The organism is Pseudomonas sp. PGPR N4 (genome assembly GCF_059693665.1).
On sequence record NZ_JCAUKV010000005.1, the window covers coordinates 76,062 to 100,298 of the forward strand.

The following is a 24,237-nucleotide window of genomic DNA, read 5'->3' on the forward strand; positions in this document are numbered from 1 at the left end:
GCTGTTAACATGCACATTCCCACAACAGTCACGGAAACCGGCCATGCAACTCCCGGACATGAACCTGCTGGTTGCCCTTGATGCCTTGCTTGATGAGGGCAGTGTGGTCGGTGCTGCGCAGCGGATGAACCTGAGCCCGGCGGCGATGAGCCGGACCTTGGGGCGGATTCGCGATGCGCTCGGTGACCCGATTCTGGTCCGCGCCGGTCGTGGCCTGGTGCCGACGCCACGGGCGCTCGCCCTGCGCGAGCAGGTCAGCGTGCTGGTGGAGCAGGCCGGGCAGGTCTTTCGCAGTGCCGATACGGTCGATCTGGCCAACCTCGACCGCGCCTTCAACATCCGCACCAATGACCTGTTCATTGCCCTGTACGGCGCGCAGTTGCTGCGCATGATGCATGAGCAGGCGCCGCGCACGGTGCTGCGCTTCATCCCGGAAAGCCCAGGCGGGGACGACGACAGTGTGCTGCGTGACGGGCGCACCGACCTGATCATCAGCTCGACTGTCGATCTGGGCCCGGAGATCAAGATCCAGAGCCTGTTTCAGACGTTCTATATCGGCCTGGCGCGGCAGGACCATCCGATCTTCGCCGAGCCGGTGACCGCGCAGAGCTTTGCCAGTTATCCACAGATCAGCGTATCGCGCCGGGGGCGCGCCAACGGGCCGATCGATGTCGAACTGGCCCACTGCAAGGTGCAGCGGCGGGTAGCGCTGATCACCCCGAGCTTCCACTCGGCGTTGTTTTCTCTGCCCGATTCGGACCTGATCCTGCCGATGCCGGCGAATATTCTCAGCAGTGTCAGCAAGCTCGGCCTGCCGCTGCGCTCGTTCGAGATCCCGCTGGCGCTGGAGCGGGTCAATGTCATGCAGGCCTGGCACCCGCGCTTTGATAGCGACCCAGCGCACCGTTGGCTGCGCCAGACCTTGAAGGCCTGTTGCGGGCTTGAACCTTGAACTCGAGACACATGCGGATTGCGTCTGACGCACTTTAAAGCTGGCGATAAGTCAGTTTTCGTAAGCATTCGATCTTTTTAAAATGCCTCCAGTGCAATTTGTTGCTGGAGATTTCCCTGATATGACCTCGCTTTCCGCCACCCCTGCGGCTACCGCCCCCGCTCAGGCCGCATTTGGCCTGCGCGTGGTGGTCGGGCTGTTCGGTGTGCTGCTGGCTGTGCTCTGCGCCGGGTTGAACGAGGCGGTCACCAAGATTTCCTTGAACGACATTCGCGGCGCGATGGGCATCGGTGCCGACGAGGGCGCCTGGTTGCTGGCGGTGTATGCGGCTGCGTCGGTGTCGGCGATGGCCTTTTCGCCGTGGCTGGCGACGACCTTTTCCCTGCGTCGCTTCACCCTTTGCGCAATAGCCGTGTTTGCCGTGCTGGGCCTGCTGCAACCCTACGCGCCGAACCTGCACAGCCTGATGCTGCTGCGGATCGTTCAGGGCCTGGCCGCAGGCGCCTTGCCGCCGATGCTGATGAGCGTGGCGCTGCGCTTTCTGCCACCGGGAATCAAAGTCTATGGCCTGGCCTGCTATGCCCTGACCGCCACCTTCGGACCCAATCTCGGCACACCTCTGGCGGGCCTGTGGACCGAATACGTCGGCTGGCAATGGGCGTTCTGGCAGATCATCCTGCCGTCGCTGCTGGCCATGGCCTGTGTGGCCTGGGGCCTGCCGCAGGACCCGCTGCGGCTGGAGCGCTTCAAGCAGTTCAACTGGCGCGGCGTGCTGCTGGGCTTGCCTGCACTGAGCTGCATCGTCCTCGGGTTGTCGCTGGGCGACCGCTGGGGCTGGCTGGACTCGCCGCTGATCTGTTGGCTGCTCGGCGGCGGCCTGCTGCTGTTGCTGCTGTTCATGTACAACGAGTGGTCCGAGCCGGTGCCGTTCTTTCAGTTGCGCATGCTCTCGCGGCGTAACCTGAGTTTTGCCCTGTTGACCCTCGCCGGGGTGCTGATTGTGTTGTCCGGGCTGGGCTCGATCCCTTCGGCGTACCTGGCGCAGATTCAGGGCTACCGGCCGGCGCAGTCCAGCCCGCTGATGCTGCTGGTGGCGATGCCGCAACTGATCGCGCTGCCGTTGACGGCCGCGCTATGCAACATCCGCGCGGTGGATTGCCGCTGGGTGCTGGCGCTGGGCCTGGGCATGCTGGCGCTGTCTTGTGTGGGCAGCAGCCAGTTGACCTCGCAGTGGATTCGCAATGATTTCTACGGCTTTTACCTGTTGCAGGTGTTCGGCCAACCGATGGCCGTGCTGCCGTTGCTGATGCTGTCCACCAACGGCATGTCGCCGCAGGAAGGGCCGTTCGCTTCGGCCTGGTTCAACACCGTCAAAGGCCTTGCCGCAGTGATCGCTGCGGGCCTGCTGGAAGCCGTCGGCACGCTGCGCCGGCACTTTCATTCCAATCACCTGGTGGACAGCCTGGGCAATGCACCGCTGCTTGATGACCGCACAGCCGGGCTGGCTCAGCGCGTGCACCAGCAGGCGCTGGTGCTGACCTCGGCCGACCTCTACCTGCTGCTGGCCTGCGTCGCCGTGATCCTGATTTGCCTGATTCCTTTTGCGCCCACCCGGGTCTACCCACCCCGCGCGGTGGCCTGAACCCGACTGAATTCGAGAACACTGAACATGAGCAACAATCGCAAGACTATCGTCATCGGCTCGGTGCTGGCCGTGGCTGTCCTGGCTGCACTGGTTGGGCCGTGGCTGCTGGGCAGTGATCACCGGCAGCAGACCAACGATGCCTATGTCAGCGCGGACTACACCGTGGTGGCGCCCAAGGTTGCCGGGTTTATCCAGGAGGTGCTGGTCGAAGACAACCAGCAGGTCCAGGCTGGTCAGCTGCTGGCCACCATCGATGCCCGCGACTATGAGGCGGCGTTGGCCGCCGCGCAGGCACAGGTGCTGGTCGCCCAGGCGCAGAGCGCCGATGCGCGCGCCACCCTCGAACGCCAGGCTGCGCTGATCGCCCAGGCCGAGGCCGCGTTCAAGGCGGCTCAAGCGCAGGCGGCGTTTGCCGAACAGGAGGTCAAGCGCTACGGCCGTCTGGCCGAGCAGGGCGCGGGCACCGTGCAGAACGCGCAACAAGCGCGCAGCCGGGTCGATCAGGCTCGGGCGCAGCAAGCCAACAGCCAGGCCGCATTGGTAGCGACGCGCAAGCAGGTGGATATTCTCACGGCTCAGGTCGCCAGCGCCGATGGCCAGCTCAAGCGCGCTGAAGCCGGTGTCGACAAGGCCCAGTTGGACCTGTCGCACACCCGCATTACTGCGCCGGTAGCGGGCATGGTCGGCGAGCGCGCCCTGCGAGTTGGCGCCTATGTCACCCCCGGCGCCCGACTACTGTCGGTAGTGCCGCTGGAGCAGGCCTACGTGGTCGGTAACTTCCAGGAAACCCAGCTGACCCATGTGCAACCGGGGCAGCCGGTCAGCATCAGCGTCGATACCTATTCCGACGTGACCCTCAAAGGCCATGTGCAGAGCATCGCCCCTGCCACCGGCGTGACCTTTGCCGCAGTCAAACCCGACAACGCCACCGGCAACTTCACCAAAGTTGTGCAGCGGATACCGGTGAAGATCGTTTTCGATGATGGCCAGCCGTTGCTGTCGCGCCTGCGCGTGGGCATGTCGGTGGTGGTCACTATCGACACACAGGGCGATTCGCTCGACAGCCAGCAGGTGAGCACGCGATGAGCGCACTTGTCCGCTTCAGCCCGTTGCTGCTCGCTGTCGCATTGGCCGGTTGCAGCCTGGGCCCAGATTTTCAGCGCCCGGCCAGCCAGGCTCCACAGCAATGGGCGCCGGTGCAAGGTGAGGCCGCCGCCAGCCAGCCCTTGGCCGAACCACTGCAAGTGCGTTGGTGGGAGAGTTTTCACGATGCCAGGCTGAGCGCGCTGATCCAGCGCGTCGCCGCCAACAACCTCGATCTGCAGATTGCCAGTGCGCGTCTGCTGCAAAGCCGCGCGCTGCGCAGCACGATTGCAGCTGACGAGACGCCTTCGTTAGGTCTGGATGCCGGCTACAGTCGCGCGCGCAACAGTGCCGAGGGTCTGAATGACCCGTCCGGCAATGCCGGCAAATCGGCCTACAACCTTTGGCAGGGCGACCTGGTTGCGGGCTGGGAGCTGGATCTGTGGGGCCGGGTGCGCCGTCAGGTGGAAGCTGCCGATGCGAGCGTGGCGGTTGCCGAAGAGGACCGCCGCGGCGTATTGCTGGCGCTGCTCGCAGAGACCGCCGGCGATTACATCCAGTTGCGGGCCGTGCAGCAAACGCTGGAGGTGACCGAAAACAATCTCAAGGTCGCCCGGCACAGCCTGCAACTGTCCCGCGACCGTCAGGCCGAGGGCGTCGCGACGCGCCTGGATGTTGCCCAGGCCAGCGCTCAGGTTGCCTCGATCGAAGCGCGTTTACCTACCTTGCAAGCGAGGCGTGACGACCTGATCAATGCCCTCAGCCTGCTCGCCGCCGAACCGCCGCGCAGTTTGCAGGCCGAGCTGCTGGCGCCGGGCGAACTGCCGGTGCCGCAGCAGCGCTTTGCGGTTGGCTTGCCGTCGGAGTTGGCCGAGCGCCGCCCGGATATTCGCCAGGCCGAAGCGCGCCTGCATGCGGCAACTGCCAGCATCGGCGTGGCCAAGGCGGACTTCTATCCGCGTATTCGGCTGTCGGGCAACGTCGGTATGCAGGCCCTGCAATTGGCGGACTTTGGCGACTGGGACTCACGACGGTTTGCTTTTGGCCCGCAACTGTCGCTGCCGATCTTTGAAGGTGGCCGGCTCAAGGGCACGCTGCAGTTGCGTGAAGCGCAGCAGCAGGAGGCCGCGCTGAACTACCGCAAGGTGGTGCTCGGCGCCTGGCATGAGATCGACGATGTGCTGCGCCTGTACAACGCCAGCCAGCTGCGCCGCGATCACCTGGCCGAGGCCGTGCGCGAAAACCGCATCGCCCTGGACACCGCTCAGCAGCAGTACGTGGAAGGCGCGGTGGACTTTCTCAACGTGCTCACGGTGCAGACAGCGCTGCTGGCCAGCGAAGAGCAGTGGATCGACAGCTCGGCGGCCGTCTCGCAGGCGATGGTCGGCTTGTACAAGGCGCTCGGTGGCGGCTGGCAAGCGTTCGCCGAGGCGCCGCCGAAGGCTTGGCTGTCAGAGCGGTCGTAACAGGCCAAAGCGCTTGCGCAGGATGCTGTCGAGCAAACGTCGCGGCAGCAGCCACGCCAACAGTGGCAGCGCCCGGCTGCCGTTGCCCAGCCGCACCAGGGCCGGCACCGGTGACTTGCCCGCTGCCGCCAGCACGCCTTGGGCGAACTCGGCGGTTGGCGTTGGCTTGTCCTGCGAGGCGCGCGCGCGCGCGCGGATGTGCTCGCGCAGCGGCCACCACGGTGAATCCGCCGCTATCAGGTGTTCAGCCTGCTGCTGGGCGTTGCTGGCAAATTGCGAAGCGATGGCGCCGGGCTGGACTTCCATCACGCGAATGCCAAACGGCGCCAGCTCCAGGCGCAGCGCGGTGTTCAGCGCGTGCACAGCGGCCTTGGACGCGCAATAAGTACCGGCGAATGGCGTCACCAGCACGCCAGAGACGCTACCGATGTTAATGACCAGGCCGCGATTACGCCGCAGCAGCGGGAACAGCGTGCGAGTGACCCCAACCAGCGCGAACACGTTGGTTTCGAATTGCTCGCGCAACCCATCGACACCGCCATCGAGCACAGGGCCCATGGCGCCGTAGCCGGCATTGTTGATGAGGATATCGAGGCCGCCATGGCTGGCTTGCAGCTCATCTGTGAGGCGTGTCAGCTCGGCGCTGTCATTGACGTCCAACTGTCGCGCGGTAAAGCCCGCTGCAGCCAGTTGGGCAACGGCTTCGGGCTTGCGCGCGGTGGCCCAGACCTCATGACCGGCATCACGAAAGGCATCGGCAAGGGCGCGGCCGATGCCGCTGGAGCAACCGGTGATCAGGACTGTGGGCATGGCGGGGCCTGTGGGCTGTGCAAGGTGCTCGATCATACCCCAGACAAATCAGCCTGCGGCTAGTTGGCAAACGAGCCCTGCAGGCGTTCGGCACGAAACTCCAGGGTTTGCGCGCGGTAGCCGGAGCGCAACGGCGGCAGTGGCAGGCAGTCGTTCCACTCGGCGCCTGGCTGCAGGTCGCCGGGGCCGCGATAGCGCGGCGTGCTGTAGGTGTTTTCGGCGAGGTTGACCGTGTCGCCGGGGGCGTAGGCGCCGACCTGCCAGCGCAGTTCGGTGAGCGGCACGCTGTTGGCGTTTTTCATGCTCACGCGCAGGCTGCGGTCGGCTGGGCACAGTTCAGGGGCATATTGCAGGCGCAGGTCGAGGCGGGCCAGCTGGTTGGATTCGCGGGTGTCCTGCCAGGCAACCCAAAGGGCGATCAAACCGAGGCCGAGTACAGCGGCCAGGGAAATCGGCAGGGCCTTGGCCGGGTAGCGAATGAGCAGGACCAGCCAGGTCAGGATGAGCAGAGCGCCGATGATCATGGGAAGGGCAAGCCTTGGGTGTGCGGGTTTTGCACATCCTAGCTGAAATAGTGATGGGGGTGAAAAACGGTGCGACATGGACGACGCGGTCGCGTGTAGGAGCGGCCTTGTGTCGCGAAAGGCCAGCGTAGCTGGCCCGGCAATGTCAGCGGCGAAGCTGAAAATGCGGGGCCGCTACGCAGCCCTTTCGCGACACAAGGCCGCTCCTACACGGACCGTGTATGGCTGGAAGGATTACTGGGCGATGGTTTTCACCGAAACGCCGCGCTCGATCGGCGTGGCGCTACGGCCGTAGACGTCTTCGAAGCGTTCGATGTCGTCTTCACCCAGGTAGCTGCCGGACTGCACTTCGATGATTTCCAGCGGGATCTTGCCCGGGTTGCGCAAGCGGTGCACCGAGGCGATCGGGATGTAGGTCGATTGGTTTTCGGTGAGCAGGAACACGTTCTCGTCACAGGTCACTTCAGCCGTGCCCGACACTACGATCCAATGCTCGGCGCGGTGGTGGTGCATCTGCAGCGACAGGCTGGCGCCGGGCTTGACGGTGATGTGCTTGACCTGGAAGCGGCCGCCCATGTCCACCGAGTCGTACGAGCCCCATGGGCGATACACCTCAAGATGGTTCTGGGTCTCGCTGCGGCCTTGCTTGTCGAGGGTGTTGACCATCTGCTTGACGCCCTGGACCTTGTCCTTGTGGGCAATCATCATGGCGTCCTTGGTCTCGACCACGACGATGTTCTCAAGACCGATCACCGAGACCAGCTTGCCGTTGCCGTGGATCATGCAGTTGTGGCTGTCCTGCACCACCACGTCGCCTTTGGTGACGTTGCCGTTGGCGTCTTTCTCATGCACATCCCACAGCGACGACCAGCAGCCGACGTCGCTCCAGCCTGCGGTCAGTGGCACCACGCAGGCGCGCTGGGTCTTTTCCATCACGGCGTAGTCGATCGAGTTGTCCGGGCAGCAGGCGAAGGTGGCTTCGTCGATGCTCAGGTAGTCGCCGTCTTCTTCGCTGCGCTCGAGTGCCAGCAGGCAGGTGTCGTAGATATCCGGATCGTGTTTTTTCAGCTCTTCGAGGAAGCGGCTGGCGCGGAACAGGAACATGCCGCTGTTCCAGAAGTAGCCGCCGCTGCGGACGAACTCGGTGGCGCGTTTTTCGTCAGGCTTTTCGACAAACTGCGCAACCCGGGCGACGCCTTCCGGCAGCAGGGCATCCTGGCTGGAACGGATGTAGCCGTAGCCGGTTTCCGGTTTGGTCGCCGGCACGCCGAACAGCACCATCTCGCCACGCTCGGCCGCCACGGTGGCCAGGGCCAGGGCACGTTGCAGGGCCTTCTGGTCATCGATCACATGGTCAGCCGGCAGTACCAGCATCAGCTCGTCGCTGCCTTCATTGACCAGCTTCATCGCGGTGATGGCCACGGCCGGCGCGGTGTTGCGGCCAAACGGCTCCATCAGGATCGCCTGGGTCTGCAGGTTCAGTGCAGTCAGCTGCTCGTTGACGATGAACTTGTGGTCCTTGTTGCAGACCACGATCGGCGCTTGCATGCCGTCGAACACCAGGCGCTCGAGGGTTTGCTGGAACAGCGTGTGCTCACCGGTCAGGGCGAGGAACTGCTTGGGGAACTGTTTACGCGACAAAGGCCACAGACGCGAACCGCTACCACCAGAAAGGATTACCGGAATCATGATGTTTCTCCAAAGGTTGATAGAGGCAGAAATCAGTTGGTCGAGACAGGACGGGTTACCCACACCGGGGCCAGGCTGCTGCCGGAGCCGGTGACGTACAGCACGGCGGCTTCACCGCGTTCCAGCGCGACAGGTTTGATGTCGCTGACTTTCTTGTCGCCTTGGTACAGGGCCAGGTTGACCTTGACTGGATTGATCTCGCGCTCGCCGCGCGCATGGGCCGCTACCGGCTTGACCACTTCGGTCTTGCCGTCGGCGGTTTTCAGGGTCAGCGCCTGGTCGGTGAGGTTCTGCACCCGCACCAAAGCCTTTTGCTTGTTCTTGAACGGTGGCTCTTCGATCAGTTGCGGGCTGCCGCTGGCGTTGTTGACCAGGGTGTAATACTTGTCCGAGGCGAGCTTCACCGGCACCGACTTGCCACCGACCTGGGCGCTGTAGTCGCCGCCCGGGAGGAAGCTGAAGTCACTGCTGGACTGCGCGCCGACCTGCTTGATCTGGGTGTTGCCGACACTGGCGGCAGCCGGTGCGCTGCTGGCGTTGTACAGGCGCACGAAGCTTGAGCCTTTCGGTGCGCTGGGGCCGTACAGTGCGGCGTCGGCGCCGGCGAAGGCTTGCAGCGAGGCCAGCGACAGGCCCGCAGCGAGGGTGAAGACTTTGGCAAAAGATGGCTTGTTGGACATGTGCGTGTTCCTCTCTTTCAGTGTTCCGTCCGATTGGACGACAGGGCCAGGTTTTCTTCGGATTTACGGGTGTTCTTTAATTGCGCGATCCACTGCGGGTCGAACCCGCTGAGGTCGTTTTTCATCGGCAGATAGCGTTCCGGGAACTCCCACACCACCACTTGCGGCGGGGCATCCTTGAAGGCGTCGCTTTGCAGGTACTTGAGCATCGGCAGCAACGGCCCATGGCCGTCTTCGGCGTAGTTGGCGACATCGCTGTGCAGCGCCTGCTGCAGCGCGCCGAGGAAATTCCAGTGCGGGTTGGCGCTGTAGCTGGTGCCAACCAGCGCCACCGGGATCTGGCTGTCGGCGAACAGCGCGTCACCGCTGTCGGCGTTGCCGGCCGCTGGGCGGGTAGTGCGTTTTTGCAGGTTGTCCGGCGCTGGCAGCAACTCGCTGAACAGCGGGTCGAGCGGCAGGAAGTTGGTCAGGTCGCCTTTGTACGGCGCACTGCTGCCAGCGTCGGTGACGTAGGCCTGGGGTTCGGCTTGCAGCAGTTTTTGCCGGGACACGGCTTGGGCCACGGTCTGCGCGGCGACTTCGGCGCCCAGCGGGGTCCAGTGCGTGTCGGTGCGCAGGAATACCTGGCCGCGGGCTTTGGCTTGCTCCATTGGCGCCTGCAGGTCAGGGGCAAACACGTTGGCCTGGCGTGCCTGGGCATGGAACTGGTTGTACAGGTCACCATGCAGGCTGGCCGGCTGCTCTTCGCCGAGGTACTCGGAGTAGATCCGCGCCTTGGCCGGGATGATCGCCAGCACCAGCTGCACGCCCTGGCGTTGCAGGGTGTCGCGCACGCCGCGGATCAGCGCCAGGTTGTCCTGCATGAGCTGGTCGGCACCGGCGGTGGGTTTGAACTCTTCGTCGCTGAACAGCCATTGCTCGCGGCCCAGCACCACGCCGGGGCGGCCTTCGTTGAACAGCTTGTAGTCCAGTGCGGCCCACAGGTTGGTGCTCAGGCGCTTGATCGGGAACTGCTCGTCGTAATGGGTCTCGGCGGCCTTGGCCAGCTTGCCGTTGAGCACCGTCATCTGCTCGGTGCGCTGAAAGCTCGAAGCGCCGCTCAGCGACCACACGCCAAGGCCGGTGAGCAGGCCAAGGAAGGTCAGCGAGTAGGTGATGCGAAGTGTCCGGGTCATGGTCGTCCGTGCCTCAGAACTGGAAATAGAGGAATGGCGAATAGCTTTGCGCCGAGAGTTTCAGCACCGAGGCAACGAACAACAGCAGCACCAGCACGCGGGCCATGACCCGGCCCCAGTCCAGGCCGATCGAACCGTCGCTGTTGATCTGTACCGGGGTTGCCTTGGGCGTTGGCTTGGCATTGCGGTAGAAGTCGCGCAGGCCGAAGAACGCCAGGGTTGCGTAGGCGATGAACATGGTTGCCACCTGCAGGCCGGTGAGGTTGGCGCGGTTGAGTTCCGACAGCTGCCATTCGCCGAAGCTGAACATGGCGGCGTACATGCGCCCGGCCACGTCGAGGTTTTCCGAGCGGAACATCACCCAGCCGGTCACCACCAGCAGGAAGGTGAACGCCCACTTGATCGGGTTGAAGCGCTGCGGGTTGGTGTCCAGGCCCAGCGCACGTTCGATCGCGAGCCAGATGCCGTGCCAGGCGCCCCAGAGGATGTAGGTGATGTTGGCGCCGTGCCACAAGCCGCCGAGCAACATGGTCAGGAACAGGTTGCGGTAGGTGTTGAAGGTGCCTTTGCGGTTGCCGCCCAGGGTGATGTACAGGTAGTCGCGCAGCCAGGTCGACAGGCTGATGTGCCAGCGCCGCCAGAACTCGGTGATCGACTGGCTGATGTACGGCTGCTTGAAGTTCTCCATGAAGCGAAAGCCCATCATCAAACCGAGGCCGATGGCCATGTCGCTGTAGCCGGAGAAGTCGAAGTACAGCTGCGCGGTGTAGGCCAGGGCGCCGAGCCAGGCGTCACCGGTGGTAGGGTTTTCCAGGGCGAAGCAATGGTCGGCAACCACCGCCAGGGTGTCGGCGATGAACACCTTCTTGATGAAGCCCTGCATGAAGCGGGTGCAGCCTTCGGAGAACTTGTCGAGGGTGTGAGTGCGGTTGTTGAACTGGTCGACCAGGTCCTTGAAGCGCAGTACGGGGCCCGCGATCAAGTGCGGGAAGATCGCCACGAACGCTGCAAAGTCGATCAGGTTTCGAGTCGCCGGGGTATCACCGCGGTACACGTCGATGATGTAGCTGATCGACTCGAAGATGTAGAACGAGATGCCGATCGGCAGCAGCACGTGGGTGATGATGAACGGCTCGAAACCGAACGAGGTGATGATTGCGTTGAGGCTGTCGACGCCGAAGTTGGCGTACTTGAAGTAGCCGAGAATGGCCAGGTCGACACCTACGCCGAGCAGCAGCCAGCGCTGTGCGGGTTTGGTGCGCACGCCTGCGGCGCCGACTTTGAGGCCGATCCAGTAGTTCCACAGGGTCACGCCGGCGAACAGGGCGAGGAAGTCGACCCGCCACCAGGCGTAGAAGATGTAGCTGGCGACCAGCAGCAGCAGGTTGCGATAGCGTTGCCCGCTCAAGTAGTACAAGCCGAGGAAGATCGGCAGGAACAGGAACAGGAACACATTTGACGAGAAGACCATCCTCGTTCTCCTGATGGATGTACGTAGCTGGGGCAGCAGCCCCCCAAACCCCCCAGCCTGGACCGGGGAGCAACTTAATACCCTGTGGGAGCGGGCTTGCCCGCGAACAAAGGCGTAGCCTTTGCCTGGCATCACGCGGTGCCTCATTCGCGGGCAAGCCCGCTCCCATAGGGATGAGTGTTACTTGTTGCTAGCTGCGCTCGGGTCATACACCCGGGTCATGTTGCCGCCCAGGCGGAAACTGTCGAACGGCTGCATGCCATGCTTGCGCGACAGCGTGTCGCTAACGCACTGGTACAGCGCGCACCACGGCTCGAGCCAGGCGTACTTGCTGTCGACCTTGAGGTCTTTCATGTCCTGTTTGACGCCGGTACGGGCAACGAACTGACGCGGATCACGGGCACCGGCCAGCACCCCTTCGCCGAGGCGCTGCAGGGCAAAGTTGTTCTCGCTGCGCAAGTCGACCCCGTTGACCTTGGCGAAGCTGGCGATCATCGCCAGCGGCGGCAGAGCGTAGTTGTGGTAGGCCAGCGCGCGCTGGCGGCGCTTGAGCTCGTTAGGCAAGAAGCCCTGCTCGTCGATCTGGTTGGCGCCGACGCGGTACTCCTTCACGGCCCAGTCGAACAGGTCGCGGCGGTCGGTGGCGACGGCAGTAGCCATCACCGACCAGGCGGCCCAGTAGCTGTGGTTGTTGATCTTCTCCAGCGGCAGGTCGCTCCAGTCCTTGACGGTCTGTTCGGCCAGGCGGGCGAACCATTTTTCAATGGCTTCGGCTTCGGCCTTGTGCGCCGCCAGCGGCTGCGAATTGGAGAACTTCAAGCGCAGCCAGGAGCCGCTCATGCTGCCCAGGGCCCATTTGCGCATGGACTTGCCGGTGTGGTTGTAATCGGTCGAGAGCAAGGCGTCGGCCTGCGCCCACTGGCTCAGCCAGCCAAGCGCGCAATCGAGCTGCGCCGGGCGGCCGTCGCGCATGTACTGGCCGACCATCTTGCTGACGCCACGCTCGAGGGTGGTGATGTCTTTGGTCGAGTCGCGGAAGGCTTTTTCCGAGCGCAGGTTGAGCGTCGAGCGGGCCTTGTCCGAGCCTTCGTACTTGCTGCGAAACTGCAAGGCGCCGGTGTAAGGCTTGGGCGCCTGTTCACAGCGGAACTTGCCGTCGGTGGTTTTCATCTGCTCGATGCCGGCGTAGTAACCCTGTGGGGGTACCAGCTCGGCCTGCGCAGCGCCGGCAAACAGGGCCAGGGCGAGCAGGGCAGGGGCGAAGGTCGTGCGTGGCTTGATCATGTGCGCCTCACTGGCCAGCCTGCGCTGTGTGCGCAGGGCTGGCGAAGTTGTTGCGTTTGCAGAGCTTGGCTTCGACTTTCTGGGTGCCTTGTTCCGGGCCTTGCAGCTCCAGCGCGAGCAGGTTCTGGCTCGCCCAGTCTTCGTCTTCACGCAGTTGGAAGACAAAGCGCCCGTCGGTGTCGGAGGTCTCTGGTTTTTCGATCTTGATGTCCTCGTGGCGCCCGTTCAGATACCACAGGGTCGCTTGCAGGACCTTGACCGAAGTGTCTTCGAACTTGATGTCCATCTGCAGGTTGCGGTTGACCAGGTCCTTGATCACGCCGCCCTTGCCGTTGACCATGACTTCGTTGGTGCCGGGCTTGAGCGTGGTGCTGGCGCTCATCTGTGCTGGGCGGTCATCGCAGCCGTTGTCGAGCAGGCCGAGGATCTGCCGCCAGATGGTTTCCTGGTCGAGGCGATACAGCGGCGAGAATTCCCAGATGAGGATCTTCGGCGGGTGGGTCTTGAACTCTTCGCTGCCCAGGTACTGGATCATCGCACCTTCCAGGCCACCGCCCGGGAAGGCGACGTTGAGCACGTCGGCGCCGATGTATTGCTGCAGGAAGCCCGAGAAGTTGTAGTTCTTGCCGCTGTGGCTGGTGCCGACCAGGGTGATCTCGGCATTGCCGCTGTCGCCGAACAGGTCGTCGTCGCCGGCGGCGCCTTTCGGCTCGGTGGCGAACTGGTCCATGTACTGCACCGCGTAGCTGCTGCCGCAGAGCTGGCCGGCGACGTTGTGCAGGGTGCCGGTCTTGCCCATGCGCCCGGACTTGTGGGTTTCGAATTCCTTGCGCGGAATGTCGGCGAAGGCCGGCATCTGCTGCACGCTCTTGGCGATGATCTTCGCCGCTCGTTCAGCGCCATACGGCGTCCAGTGCTGGTCGCCGCGGAAGTAGAAGTCCTTGCCCTGATCGGCTGCCGCCAGCTGCTCGTTGGTCAGTGGCGACAGGTCCGGCACGGTGTAGCCCATCTTGGCAAAGCGCTTGAGCATGGCCTGGTAGTTGCCCAGCGCCTTCTGGTAATCGAACGCGGCCTTGTCGACCGGATTGAGCATGTTGCGGTTAACCAGGCCACGGGTTGGCTGATAGACCATCACCAGCTCGATGCCGCGTTTCTTGAAGGCGTCGTGCACCTGCTGCAGGCGCTGGTAGCCGGCAGCGCTGGTGCTGAACTCGGTGCGCAGGTCTTCGCGGGTACGGAACAACCAGTCGCCCTGCGCCTGCACCAGGGTGGTGAAGTTCTGCTGGTAGCGGGTGGTGTAGCGGCTGGCGTCGTGCGCTTCCGGGCACAGCTGGCAGCATGGCTCGGCAGTGAAGCTCGGCGCCTGGACCTGTTCGGCGCGCACGCCCTGGCTGATCGCCAGCAAGGCGGCAGTCAGGCCGAGCAGTTTCATCAAAGGTGCAGTGGTCATGGTCAGCATTCCTTAATCGATCATTTCGGTCTGGCGTTCGACCGGGTCGATCAGCACAGCCTTCTGCTGGCGCACCAGCAGGTCGAGGATTTCGTCCTGGCGCTCGCCGAGCACGCCATTGAGGCTGATGCCGCTGGCTTTGCGCGGGGCGAGCATGGCCACCTTGTACAGCTCGACCGACAGCGGCGAGTCGATCGACAAGGGGCCGGAGCCATTGGCGGTCAACTCGCCGCCGACCACGATCAGCGAGACCTTGGCGTCGAACGGGTCGAGGGCGATGTCGCGGTCGGTGTCGGACAGGTCCTTGATGTGCCCGTAAACACCGACCAGGCCGTTGGCCATGGCGATGTTCTCGTAAAGGCGAATGTTGACGCTGTTGCGCACGCGGATGCCGTGGCGACGGTTGTTGATGACCTTGTTGCCCCAGATCAGGTTGTCACCGCTTTCGTACACGGTGATGCCGTCGGTGTGGTTGCGGTAGATCTCGTTGTAGGCAATCAGGTTGTTGACGCTGTTACGGTCGATCACCACCCCGGAGAGCTTGTTGTCGTAGCTCTTGTTGTTGAAGATCCAGCTGTCGTTGACCTCACGCGAAACGATGATGCCGTGTTTTTTCTTGGTGCCATGCACGGTGTTGCCGGCGATGATCAGGCGGTGCGAACGGTCGTGCGGGTCGATGCCGTAGACGATGTTGTCGCGGTAGGTGCTGTCCTTGACCACGAAGTCGCTGGTCTCGTAGCAGTAGAAGCCGTACCACATGTCACTGAATTCGGAACCGATGATCCAGCCGGTCGGTTCGGCGCGGCCCATCTTTTTCGCCATGTTCGGCGTGTACTGCGAGATGCTCACGCCGTACGACTTGGACTGCGAGTAGCCAAAGCTGGCCATCTTGCTGTTGACGATGTAGGTCTCGGTGCCGCCCCACGACAGCAGGAACGGGCGGAACTCCTTGGGCGAGCGGAAGCTGGCCGGGCCGTTGTCCTTCTCGCGCCAGCCGGTGACCTGGGTGTCGCTGACGAACAGCTTGCCGTCGTTGACCAGAAACGCGCCGCGCTCCTGCGACAGACGCAGCTCTTTGACCTTACCGTTGATTTCCAGCACGCCCTTCTGCCCGACCACGATTGGCAAGCGTGCCAGATACACGCCCGGCGACACTTCACTCAGGTACTGCTTGGGCACTTGCTTGCTCAGCTCGGTCAGGTCGACATGGCCGTCGTCGACAAAGATCGCCTGGGGGATACCCTGCTGGCGCTGGACCCACTCGGCGGCCTTGTTGTCGCCGCCGATGAATTCCTTGAGCGATTCTTCCTGAAGCATGCGGCGCACGCTGACCTTGCCCTTGCGGCTGCGATCGATCTTGGCTTGCACCGCTTGCGCGGTGTAACCAGTCAGATCAGGCAGCTTGGGCGGCTCCATGTGCAGCGGCTCGACTGGCGCGCTGGTCACGGTGTAGGTCTTGGCCTGCTGCAGGCCCTTGGCCGTGCCTGGCTCGGCGGCCTGAGCCACGCCTGCGGCCAGCAGCAGGGCGCTGGCGAGCAGGCTGTAGCGAAGCTTGGGTTGCAGGTTCATATCCAGTCCTCGGCGCACGTCAGAAACGCCAGATCACGTCGACAAAGGCGCGGTGCATGTACGAGTCGGCCTCTTTGCCGTAGGCATCGCCAGGCTTGAACACGCCAGCACGCAGGCGTACCAGCGCCGACGGTTCGTCGATCGACTGGCTCAGCGATGCTGGCAGCAGGCCTTGCTTGAAGTACTTGGTGACGACCACGTCCATCTCCTGGCCCAGGTCCTTCTCGCCGTTGACCAGTGGGCGGTTGACGCCTTCGTCATCGACCACCGCATTGATGCCGCTGGAGCCGATGTTCTGCTGGCCGTTGACGCGCCAGAACTTGTGGTAGATCAAGCTGGCGTCGTAGTCGTCGCGCAGCTGCCAGGAGGCGAACAGGGTGGCTGCCTGCAGGTTGCCCAGCTCACCGCGGAAGGCTTCGCCGAAGCGGTGCACCCGCGAGCGGGTGCCGGTGAAGCTGGAGCGATTGCTCTCAAGGCCGGTCTGCTCGTAGTTGTTCGAACCCTTGCTGCCGCCGCCACCGCTGCCACGGGCATAGGCCGCGCCGACTTGCCATTGCGGGTCGAGACGCAGGCGGATACCGAGATCGGTGGCCCAGGCATTGACGTCGCCGCTCTGCCTGCCGGTGGCGACTTGCTCGTTGCCGACCAGCTCGCTGTTGAGCTTGTTGCGGTCACCGGTCAGCCAGGTCAGGCTGCCCCAGTAGTTGACGGTGTGCTGGTTGCGCCAGTTGTAGGCATCGCTGTTGGCTTCCAGGCCCAGCCAGGTCAGGTCGCCGGTGCGGCGCTTGTCCAGGCCATCAAGGCTCTCGCCAGTGTTTTTCAGGCTGCCGCTGTCATGGGTGTGGTGCGCGCGCAGGCCAACCCAGTGACCGGGGGTCCACTGCGTGGCAACGTCGCCGTAGAAATGGGTGCGGTCCTTGTCTTCCGGAGCCAGCTCGGTGAGGTCGGTGCGGTATTCGCTGAAGCGCTGGGCCATGCCCAGGTTGGCCCGCAGCAGGGTGGTGTCGAAGGTCCAGTTGAGCGCTTCGATGTTGCTGTCACGCCACATGCCGTCGTCGTTGCGCAGGCGCTGGCGGCCGAGCCGCAGTTGCTCGCCGGGGTAGGCGGTGAAGCCGCTGTAGCCGACCCAGAACTCGCGCATGGCCAGGTAGCTTTTGTCGGCTTTGCGGCCGTCGGCAGCGGTGTCGACGGTGCTGCCATCGTCGGACTGGCGCAGGGTGTCGGTTTCGATGGTGTCGGTGGCCGCGACCGCCTGGCCCATGGCAAAGGCGCTCCAGTTGCCACGCTCGCCGTAGACCCAAGGGCGCAGGTCCAGACCCAGGCCTTGCACATCACCGCCGGAGCGGGTGCCTAGGTCGCGGTCGTCTTCCGACTGGCCGGTGATTTTCACGTCGAGGCCGAAGTTCTTCTCGGCGGTGATATCGGCCAAGGTCGGGCACGACCAGAGCAGGGCGAAGCTCAGGCCGATCCCGGCCTTCACGAAGGGGTTGAGCGTCATAGGGAGGAATCCTCGGCGTCTTCATCGTCTTGCAGGGCTTCGATGGCCATCATGCTGTTGCCGGCTTTGGCCATGCTGCCGCGCGCCTGCTGCTCTTGCGCAAGCAGGCGCTGGGCCTGGCTGCGCTGCTCAGGCGTCAGTTGCTGATCGAGTTGCTGCAGCAGTTCGGTCGACTGCTGCGACGGGTTGGCCTGCGCCAGGCTGGCGAATACCCAGGCATTGCCAGGGTTCGGGCGGATGCCGTGGCCTTCGCTGTACAGCTGAGCCAGCGCATAGTCGGCGCTGAGCTGGCCGCCGCGGGCGGCGTTGAGCAGGTGATCGACCGCCTTTTGCGGCTCGACCTGGCCGAGGTAACCACGGCGGTACAACTGGCCGAGGTAGTAATGGGCGCTGATTTCGCCGGCAGCAGCGGCGGCTTGCAGATGAGTTTCGGCTTTGGCCGCATCGGCTGGCAGGGTCTTGCCTTCGTAGTACAGGCGGCCCAGCAGCAGCTCGGCACGCGGCTGTTCGGCGGCGCGGCCTTTGTCGATGTAAGCCAGCAACTGGTCGGTGTCGCCCAGCTCGGGGAAGTCATACAGCAACTGCGCCAGGCTGACCCAGGAGGCCGGGTTGGCCGGGGCAACCTGCTCGAGCAGGTCCTTGGCGGTTTTCTCGTCGGTCTGGCCCAGGCTGCGATCAGCCAGTACCCGCGCCACGCTGTCGACCCGGCTGGCCGGTACGCTGCCGCGGGCATAGGCCGACTTGAGCTGCTCAAGCAGGGCAGTGCGTTGCTCGGCCTGGTTGCGTTTCTGGTAGACGGTGGCCAGCTCGACATAGCAGATGTCGGTGCTGTTCAGGGCGGTTTTGCAGATGCGCTCGACGTCATCCAGGTGCTGATCGTAGCTGCCCTGGGTGCGGTAGAGGAGGATCTGCGCCAGGCCCGCTTCCGGGTTGCCGGCAGCGCGCCATTGTTCGATCTGTTGCTGCGCGTTGACCTTGGGGAAGCTCTGCGGGTATTGCAGATACAGCATCGCCAGCGGGATCAGGGTGTTGCTTTCGCCCTGGGCGGCGGCGCGCTTGAGCAGGCTTTCGGCCTCTTCGCGCTCGGCCTGGGTGCTGTCCGGTTTGGCTACCAGCAGGCGGCCAAGACGGGCCTGGGCCCGCGACGAGGTGCTGGCGGCGGCGCGGTAGGTGGCTTCGGCCTGCTGCAGTTGCGCAGGGTCGCGCGAGGCCACCTGAATATCGGCCAGGCCGACCTGCGCATCGCTGTAGCCAAGATCAGCCAAGGCCTTGTAGTTGCGCTCGGCAGTGGCGGTGTCGCCACGCTTGAGCGCTTCGTTGGCCAGGCGCTGATCGGGCAGGCCGGCGCAGCCACTCAGGGCAATGGCGATCGCCAGTGAACACCAGGTGGCTGGGCGCGCGCCGGGCGACGCCATGGGTAGGTTGAACAGGCTCATGGTCAGATCCTCTTACAGCCCACGGGCCGCAGCTTTGCTGATCAGCCAATCCAGCGAAGGGCCGCGATCGCTGTTGACCGCTGCCGGGCGACCGGCCAGTTCGGCGGGCAAGGCACCGTCGGGTTTGATCTGCACGCGGATGTCGGAGGCCAGGTCTTCGCTGTTGAGGCTTGCGCTGCTGACGATCTGGCCAGTGCGCACTTCGTCTTCACCGGCGATCTGGAAGTTAACCTTGGTGCCCGGCTTTACCTCGTCGAACTGGCGGTAGCTGAAGCGCGCCTCGATCATCGGGTTGGTGGTGCGCGGTACCAGGTGGAAGATCGGCTGGCCTTTGCTGGCGTACTGGTCGTCATCCACCAGTTGCTCGGCGACGACGCAATCACACGGGCTGGTAAGGGTACCGGCGAGTTGCTTGCCGAACAGTTCCTCGACCTTGGCCGGCTCCAGCTGCGAGTCGTCCAGGTGGCCTTTGAGCATGTCCAGCATGCTGGTGCTGAAGCTTGCCAGTGGCGCGCCCTTGACCACTTGCCCGCCGCTTTCGACCAGGCTCTTGACCGTGCCGTCGCGGGGCATGGTCACGGTGGTGGTCGGCACGGCGACCACACCGGCTTCGGCGTGGCTGACGAAGTACATGCCATACAGCGACTTGGCGACAAAACCAAAGGCGGCGATACCGACCACGAACACGCCCAGGGTCACGGTCACGGCACGCAGGCGGCCAAACGCGCTCAGACCCGAGCCGCCGTCCTTCTGCTTGCGCGCCTTGGTGAAGTTGTCGCGTTGCAGGGTACTGAGCACGTCACCGGCAGTGATCAACTCGCCCGACAGGTGCGAGGTGATGATGTGGCGCAGGGTGGCGATGTCGCGTGGCTCGAGGTTCTGGAACTCCGCACCGGTACGGCCGGTGGCGGCGTCGCTGGTGCGCACCAAAAACTCGATGTCCATCGACAGGCCGAGGTTGTCGACCACGAACTGCAGGCGACCGCGGATCACTTCGCCGATCGGCAGTGCGCGCTTGGCCTGGAAGGACAGGCCGCCAGCAGACAGGTCATCGACCTTGGCCTCTTGCGGCTCACGGTTGCCGTCCACAAAACGCAGCTTGGCGGGGATACGCACCCGGGCGTGTTGGCGCTGGGCTTCGGACTCATGCACGACATTGACGTTGACGGCGTTATTCATGGCGATTTCAAGTTCCTGTTAGTTCTGATCCGGAGGGGCTCACACGACCATGAACAGCACAGCAACGAAGATGCTGGCCGCCGAGAAGGTCATGGTCCGCGAGGACCAGGTGTTGAACCATTGTTGAAAGCTGGCAAGGTCACGCTTGAGGGCAGTCGGCTGACGCGTCCAGGACTGCTTGTCGAGGCGGAAGAACACGTAGATCTTCATCATCGCGCCGACGATCTGGTTGTAATAAAGGATCACGGGATAGGCCGGGCCGACCTTGTGCCCCGAGCACAGCAGCATGATCGTCAGGATCAGCCGGGTGATGCCGATCCACAGCAGGTACACCAGCAGGTATGCCATGCCGAATTTCAGGCTGGCGATCACCGCCACGGTCAGCCCGAGCAGGCTGGTCCACATCGACACACGCTGGTCGAACAGCACCAGGCTGGTGAACGGGCCGAGGCGTTTCAGGCCCAGGCCAAGGGCGCGCGAGTTCTGCCGCAGGTTGTTGCCGTACCAGCGGTACATCAGTTTGCGGCTGGCCTTGAGGAAGCTCTTTTCCGGCGGGTGCTCGACCGTGTTGATCGCCGCGTCCGGTACGTAGAAGGTGTCGTAGCCAAGGCGCATCAGGCTGAACCAGCTCGACTTGTCGTCACCGGTAAGGAACTTGAAGCGGCCCAGGCGCCAGTGCATCAGTGAGTCGCTTTCGACGTCGGCGATGAACTCGGGGTTGGTCACCACGCTGGCGCGGAACATCGACATGCGCCCGGTCATGGTCAGCACGCGCTTGGACAGGGCCATCGAGCACATGTTGATGTGGCGCTGGGCGAAGCGCAGCTTGTGCCACTCGCTCATGATGTAGCCGCCGCGCACTTCGCAGAATTCGTTGGTGGTCAGGCCACCGACATTGGGGTACAGCTTGAACCAGGGTACGGTCTTGCGCACGATGCCGTCGCCGAGCACGGTGTCGCCGTCGATCACGGCCACTACGGCATGCTGGTCGGGCATCATCCGCGAGATGGCACGGAAGCCGAAGGCCAGGCCATCGCGCTTGCCGGTACCGGCAATACGCACGAAATCGAGGGTGACGTGCTCTGGTGGGTTGTATTTGGCCCACAGGCTTTTCACCAACAGCTCATCGCACTTTTCCACCAACGAGCAGACCACGGTGGTCGGGTAGCCGCAGTTGATCGCTTCGCGAATCACCGAGCTGTACACCTGCGCGGTGGTCAGCGCGTCGATGCGAAAGCTGGTGACCATCAGGTACACGTGCGATGGCGCGGCGGCGTCGCCCAGCTTGCGCACCTTGTTGCGCAGGTACGGATAGACGCCATACAGGAAGATCATGCCGCGGATGAAATGGGTGGCGCCCATCGAGTAACGCCAGATGCCGACCGCACCGACCAGGAAGATGAAATGCTTCGACTCGGAGTCGAAGATGTCGCTGGGCAGGGCCAGGGCGATCAACATGAGCAAGCTCATGTAGAGCAGCCATCCGGCGCACTGCATCAGTACTGTCTGGAACCTATGCATGTTCGGCATCCGTCACGAAATTCAGTAGAGAGCGGGGCCTTGCGGCCCCGCGTCAGGCTGGCTTACCAGCAGATGCCTTCGGTGCGGCTGGTGCTGCAGGTGGGCTTGCTCATGAAGCCAACCAGGTCGATCACTTGCTTGCCGGCCGGCGCTTGCTGGGCAAGGGCGCGGAACTGCTCGTCACGGTTGCCGAGGATGATGATTTCGGCATCGTTGATGACTTGCTCGAAGTTGGCGTTGAGCAGCGACGAGACGTGTGGGATCTTCGACTCGATGTACTCTTTGTTGGCGCCGTGGACACGGGCGTACTCAACGTTCTGGTCGTAGATGTTGAGCTGGTAGCCTTTGCCAATCAGGCGCTCGGCCAGTTCCACCAGCGGGCTCTCGCGCAGGTCGTCGGTGCCGGCCTTGAAGCTCAGGCCGAGCAGGGCGATCTTGCGTTTGTCGTGGCTCTCGATGATGTCGAAGGCGTTCTGCACCTGCGATTCGTTGCTGCGCATCAGCGAGTCGAGCAGCGGGGCACGTACGTCGAGGCTGGCAGCGCGGTAGGTGAGGGCGCGCACGTCCTTGGGCAGGCACGAGCCGCCGAAGGCGAAGCCTGGGCGCATGTAGTACTGCGACAGGTTGAGCACGGTGTCCTGGCAGACCACGTCCATCACTTCGCGGCCATCGACGCCGACCGCCTTGGCGATGTTGCCGATCTCGTTGGCGAAGGTGACCTTGGTCGCGTGCCACACGTTGCAGGTGTACTTGATCATTTCGGCAACGGCGATGTCCTTGCGGATCACCGGCGCATCGAGCTCTTCGTACAGCGCTTGCAGGACGTCGCCGCTGGCGGTGTCGAACTCGCCGATGACAGTCATCGGTGGCTGGTCGTAGTCCTTGATCGCGGTGCTTTCACGCAGGAATTCAGGGTTGACCGCGACACCGAAGTCGACGCCGGCCTTTTTCCCCGAGCAGTCTTCCAGGATCGGGATGACCACGTTCTTGACGGTGCCAGGCAGCACGGTGCTGCGCACCACGATGGTGTGGCGGCTGGCTTTGTCACGCAGCACGTAACCGATTTCGCGGCAAACCGATTCGATGTACTCAAGGCCCAGGTCGCCGTTTTTCTTGCTCGGCGTGCCGACGCAGATCATCGACACGTCGCTGGCGCGGATGGCCTCGGCGAAGTCCGTGGTGCCACGCAGACGGCCATTGGCGATGCCCTGTTGCAGCAGTTGCTCAAGGCCCGGCTCGACGATGGGCGACTTGCCCTTGTTGATCAGGTCGATCTTGGTCTGCGACACATCCACACCAATCACTTCATGGCCCCGTGCCGACAGGCAGCCTGCACACACTGCACCCACATAACCCAAACCAAAAATGCTGATACGCATCGCTTTCACCTCAAGTGTTTATCACGCCGACTCTTCCACGGAAGTATCGGCCGGTTTGATTAACCAGCATTAATTCGGGCGCACTTTGCCAAGGCGAGTGCACACTTCACCGAACGCAGGCATGAATAAATCCGGAGTGCACAACGGTGTGCACTCTAAGTAGGCAGTCAAAGACTGATCATTAAAAAACGTGCCCTGAAATGCAGCCGTCTTTACTGCAGCGCGCTACGTGGCGAACTGCTGTGCTTGTTCTTTCAAGTGGATAAATCCTTTGAAATCAACCACTAGGACGTTTAAGGGGCTTGCATCTCCTTCAGCTGGCAGCGCGCTTGGTGGTTACCGTGGCGTCTGCCTAAGTTCTTCGGCCGGGTAGTAGGTACCTGCCGCTTGTCATCTGTAAGTCATCTCTCACATGCAGCGATGAAGATTCGTTACGGGTCCTATGAGGGGCACCTGGGGGGCAAAGTTCCTGAACCGAAACTGACGAAATGAAAGATTTCTAAATATTTATCTAAGTGCGCATAGTTGCATGGTAATAGCACGCGGCGGTTTTACCCCGGTATATAAAGGGTGAAAACCCAGCGGGATGGTTATATGCCATCACCGGAAAAATAATTGCAAAATTCGTCAAAAAACTACGAACGGTCTGCCGGCGCGGGGGCGTCGAGCTTGGATTGTCGATTATTTGGCGCCTGATGTTTGGCGTTTAATGCCGCTCCGCCCCGTCTATCACGCGGTGCTCTGCAATGGGGCTCACATGCCGTAACAGAGCAAGACCTTACGAACCCTAAGGGTTAGAGGCGGGGTGCCGTTAGAAATGATGGATGAGCTGCAGGTGCTGGCCTGGAACGATGGAGCGTCGTGGGCAGCCTTGGATCAGAAGTCACCTTCAGCAGCCAGTGAGCAGCGCCCATCCGATGAAGGGTGCGCGCTGCCACCCAGCAGATCCGATCCACGGAGCTGCCCAATAGGGAAGAGTCAATATGAGAAATCTAATGGTAGGCATCATGGGCGCTGTATCCCTGTCCACTGTGGGGCTGGCGCATGCTGGGCCGCCTGTAGAGGTAACATTCAAAAACATGGGGTCGGCGAAAGCGACCCTGAAAATAGTTACTTCCAATGAGTCCAGCACTTACTTGGCTGCCAAGCCAAAGCCCGCTGAAGAAGTCCCTGCTGGGGCTAGCAATAACTTTACGGTACAGCGAGTAATCAGTCCTGACGTGAACGCGGCTATGGTGCGATACACGATCGGTCAGAAGACGTGTGCTTTCGGCACCACGTTTCAGATGCGCGTGTTGCCCGGTGGAATAAAAAAGCCGGAATGGACCAAAACGGCCACCCCGTCTGGGGGAGCCACCTGTACGGCGATCATTACTGCTACTGCTGCTAATTACTCATGGCGAGTTGAGTTCGTGATGAAGTAGCG

At 63.1% G+C, this 24,237-nt stretch carries 19 protein-coding genes; 5 read left to right on the plus strand and 14 right to left on the minus strand.

What is annotated here, in order from left to right:
• The first annotated feature begins 43 nt into the window (after positions 1–43).
• The 4 genes from AC58X1_RS18795 (at position 44) to AC58X1_RS18810 (ending at position 5,146) form a co-directional block, all read left to right on the plus strand.
• Positions 44–952: a LysR family transcriptional regulator gene (locus AC58X1_RS18795; protein ID WP_101322057.1), complete on the plus strand. Its 909-nt coding sequence runs from the start codon at positions 44–46 to the stop codon at positions 950–952.
• Positions 953–1,073: 121 nt separating this feature from the next.
• Positions 1,074–2,594 (plus strand): MFS transporter, encoded by a 1,521-nt coding sequence (locus AC58X1_RS18800; RefSeq protein ID WP_150570665.1) that lies wholly within the window; start codon positions 1,074–1,076, stop codon positions 2,592–2,594.
• 27 nt (positions 2,595–2,621) lie between these two features.
• Positions 2,622–3,683 (plus strand): HlyD family secretion protein, encoded by a 1,062-nt coding sequence (locus tag AC58X1_RS18805; protein ID WP_101322055.1) that lies wholly within the window; start codon positions 2,622–2,624, stop codon positions 3,681–3,683.
• A complete protein-coding gene (locus tag AC58X1_RS18810; RefSeq protein WP_497429307.1) occupies positions 3,680–5,146 on the plus strand; it encodes an efflux transporter outer membrane subunit in 1,467 nt (488 codons plus the stop codon). The genes AC58X1_RS18805 and AC58X1_RS18810 overlap by 4 nt, the downstream gene beginning before the upstream one ends.
• Here AC58X1_RS18810 and AC58X1_RS18815 read toward each other — a convergent pair.
• The 14 genes from AC58X1_RS18815 to AC58X1_RS18880 all read right to left on the minus strand — a co-directional run bounded on the left by AC58X1_RS18815 (position 5,132) and on the right by AC58X1_RS18880 (position 22,811).
• Positions 5,132–5,956 (minus strand): SDR family oxidoreductase, encoded by an 825-nt coding sequence (locus tag AC58X1_RS18815; protein ID WP_103438516.1) that lies wholly within the window; start codon positions 5,954–5,956, stop codon positions 5,132–5,134. The two genes, AC58X1_RS18810 and AC58X1_RS18815, sit on opposite strands and share 15 nt — an antisense overlap.
• A 59-nt stretch (positions 5,957–6,015) precedes the next feature.
• Entirely contained in the window at positions 6,016–6,480 is a 465-nt protein-coding gene (locus AC58X1_RS18820) for a multidrug transporter (protein WP_101322052.1), read from the minus strand.
• Between the two features lie 234 nt (positions 6,481–6,714).
• Positions 6,715–8,169, minus strand: a complete 1,455-nt coding sequence (locus tag AC58X1_RS18825; protein ID WP_101322051.1) for a mannose-1-phosphate guanylyltransferase/mannose-6-phosphate isomerase — start codon at positions 8,167–8,169, stop codon at positions 6,715–6,717.
• 32 nt (positions 8,170–8,201) lie between these two features.
• Positions 8,202–8,849, minus strand: coding sequence for an alginate O-acetyltransferase AlgF (locus AC58X1_RS18830; protein WP_101322050.1), 648 nt, complete (start codon positions 8,847–8,849; stop codon positions 8,202–8,204).
• A gap of 17 nt (positions 8,850–8,866) precedes the next feature.
• Positions 8,867–10,024: an alginate O-acetyltransferase gene (locus AC58X1_RS18835; protein ID WP_101322049.1), complete on the minus strand. Its 1,158-nt coding sequence runs from the start codon at positions 10,022–10,024 to the stop codon at positions 8,867–8,869.
• A 13-nt stretch (positions 10,025–10,037) separates the two neighbouring features.
• Positions 10,038–11,495: an MBOAT family O-acyltransferase gene (locus tag AC58X1_RS18840; RefSeq protein ID WP_497429308.1), complete on the minus strand. Its 1,458-nt coding sequence runs from the start codon at positions 11,493–11,495 to the stop codon at positions 10,038–10,040.
• A gap of 180 nt (positions 11,496–11,675) precedes the next feature.
• Positions 11,676–12,779, minus strand: a complete 1,104-nt coding sequence (locus AC58X1_RS18845) for a mannuronate-specific alginate lyase (RefSeq protein ID WP_497429309.1) — start codon at positions 12,777–12,779, stop codon at positions 11,676–11,678.
• 7 nt (positions 12,780–12,786) lie between these two features.
• Positions 12,787–14,229 (minus strand): alginate O-acetyltransferase, encoded by a 1,443-nt coding sequence (locus tag AC58X1_RS18850; protein WP_497429310.1) that lies wholly within the window; start codon positions 14,227–14,229, stop codon positions 12,787–12,789.
• A 12-nt stretch (positions 14,230–14,241) separates the two neighbouring features.
• A complete protein-coding gene (gene algG / locus AC58X1_RS18855) occupies positions 14,242–15,798 on the minus strand; it encodes a mannuronan 5-epimerase AlgG (protein ID WP_101322046.1) in 1,557 nt (518 codons plus the stop codon).
• A gap of 19 nt (positions 15,799–15,817) precedes the next feature.
• Positions 15,818–17,296, minus strand: coding sequence for an alginate export family protein (locus tag AC58X1_RS18860; RefSeq protein WP_497429311.1), 1,479 nt, complete (start codon positions 17,294–17,296; stop codon positions 15,818–15,820).
• Positions 17,293–18,711: an alginate biosynthesis TPR repeat lipoprotein AlgK gene (gene algK, locus AC58X1_RS18865; protein WP_101323102.1), complete on the minus strand. Its 1,419-nt coding sequence runs from the start codon at positions 18,709–18,711 to the stop codon at positions 17,293–17,295. Before algK ends, AC58X1_RS18860 begins: the two co-directional genes overlap by 4 nt.
• A gap of 33 nt (positions 18,712–18,744) precedes the next feature.
• Positions 18,745–19,911: an alginate biosynthesis protein Alg44 gene (locus AC58X1_RS18870; protein WP_101322044.1), complete on the minus strand. Its 1,167-nt coding sequence runs from the start codon at positions 19,909–19,911 to the stop codon at positions 18,745–18,747.
• A gap of 39 nt (positions 19,912–19,950) precedes the next feature.
• Positions 19,951–21,441 carry a glycosyltransferase family 2 protein gene (locus AC58X1_RS18875; RefSeq protein WP_150570660.1) on the minus strand — a complete coding sequence of 497 codons (1,491 nt, stop codon included), beginning with the start codon at positions 21,439–21,441 and terminating at the stop codon, positions 19,951–19,953.
• Positions 21,442–21,494: 53 nt separating this feature from the next.
• Positions 21,495–22,811, minus strand: a complete 1,317-nt coding sequence (locus tag AC58X1_RS18880) for a nucleotide sugar dehydrogenase (RefSeq protein WP_101322042.1) — start codon at positions 22,809–22,811, stop codon at positions 21,495–21,497.
• A gap of 1,007 nt (positions 22,812–23,818) precedes the next feature.
• On the opposite strand from AC58X1_RS18880, the gene AC58X1_RS18885 reads away from it, so the two are divergent.
• Positions 23,819–24,235, plus strand: a complete 417-nt coding sequence (locus AC58X1_RS18885) for a hypothetical protein (RefSeq protein ID WP_497429312.1) — start codon at positions 23,819–23,821, stop codon at positions 24,233–24,235.
• Positions 24,236–24,237 lie beyond the last annotated feature (2 nt).

Coding starts and splice junctions, on each gene's coding strand:
- AC58X1_RS18885 (WP_497429312.1), top strand. CDS start 23,819: ATGGGCGCTGTATCCCTGTCCACTGTGGGGCTGGCGCATGCTGGGCCG.
- AC58X1_RS18860 (WP_497429311.1), bottom strand. CDS start 17,296: ATGACGCTCAACCCCTTCGTGAAGGCCGGGATCGGCCTGAGCTTCGCC.
- AC58X1_RS18845 (WP_497429309.1), bottom strand. CDS start 12,779: ATGATCAAGCCACGCACGACCTTCGCCCCTGCCCTGCTCGCCCTGGCC.
- AC58X1_RS18880 (WP_101322042.1), bottom strand. CDS start 22,811: ATGCGTATCAGCATTTTTGGTTTGGGTTATGTGGGTGCAGTGTGTGCA.
- AC58X1_RS18825 (WP_101322051.1), bottom strand. CDS start 8,169: ATGATTCCGGTAATCCTTTCTGGTGGTAGCGGTTCGCGTCTGTGGCCT.
- AC58X1_RS18870 (WP_101322044.1), bottom strand. CDS start 19,911: ATGAATAACGCCGTCAACGTCAATGTCGTGCATGAGTCCGAAGCCCAG.
- AC58X1_RS18815 (WP_103438516.1), bottom strand. CDS start 5,956: ATGCCCACAGTCCTGATCACCGGTTGCTCCAGCGGCATCGGCCGCGCC.
- AC58X1_RS18805 (WP_101322055.1), top strand. CDS start 2,622: ATGAGCAACAATCGCAAGACTATCGTCATCGGCTCGGTGCTGGCCGTG.
- AC58X1_RS18795 (WP_101322057.1), top strand. CDS start 44: ATGCAACTCCCGGACATGAACCTGCTGGTTGCCCTTGATGCCTTGCTT.
- AC58X1_RS18830 (WP_101322050.1), bottom strand. CDS start 8,849: ATGTCCAACAAGCCATCTTTTGCCAAAGTCTTCACCCTCGCTGCGGGC.
- AC58X1_RS18810 (WP_497429307.1), top strand. CDS start 3,680: ATGAGCGCACTTGTCCGCTTCAGCCCGTTGCTGCTCGCTGTCGCATTG.
- AC58X1_RS18835 (WP_101322049.1), bottom strand. CDS start 10,024: ATGACCCGGACACTTCGCATCACCTACTCGCTGACCTTCCTTGGCCTG.
- algG (WP_101322046.1), bottom strand. CDS start 15,798: ATGAACCTGCAACCCAAGCTTCGCTACAGCCTGCTCGCCAGCGCCCTG.
- algK (WP_101323102.1), bottom strand. CDS start 18,711: ATGGCGTCGCCCGGCGCGCGCCCAGCCACCTGGTGTTCACTGGCGATC.
- AC58X1_RS18850 (WP_497429310.1), bottom strand. CDS start 14,229: ATGACCACTGCACCTTTGATGAAACTGCTCGGCCTGACTGCCGCCTTG.
- AC58X1_RS18820 (WP_101322052.1), bottom strand. CDS start 6,480: ATGATCATCGGCGCTCTGCTCATCCTGACCTGGCTGGTCCTGCTCATT.
- AC58X1_RS18875 (WP_150570660.1), bottom strand. CDS start 21,441: ATGCCGAACATGCATAGGTTCCAGACAGTACTGATGCAGTGCGCCGGA.
- AC58X1_RS18840 (WP_497429308.1), bottom strand. CDS start 11,495: ATGGTCTTCTCGTCAAATGTGTTCCTGTTCCTGTTCCTGCCGATCTTC.
- AC58X1_RS18800 (WP_150570665.1), top strand. CDS start 1,074: ATGACCTCGCTTTCCGCCACCCCTGCGGCTACCGCCCCCGCTCAGGCC.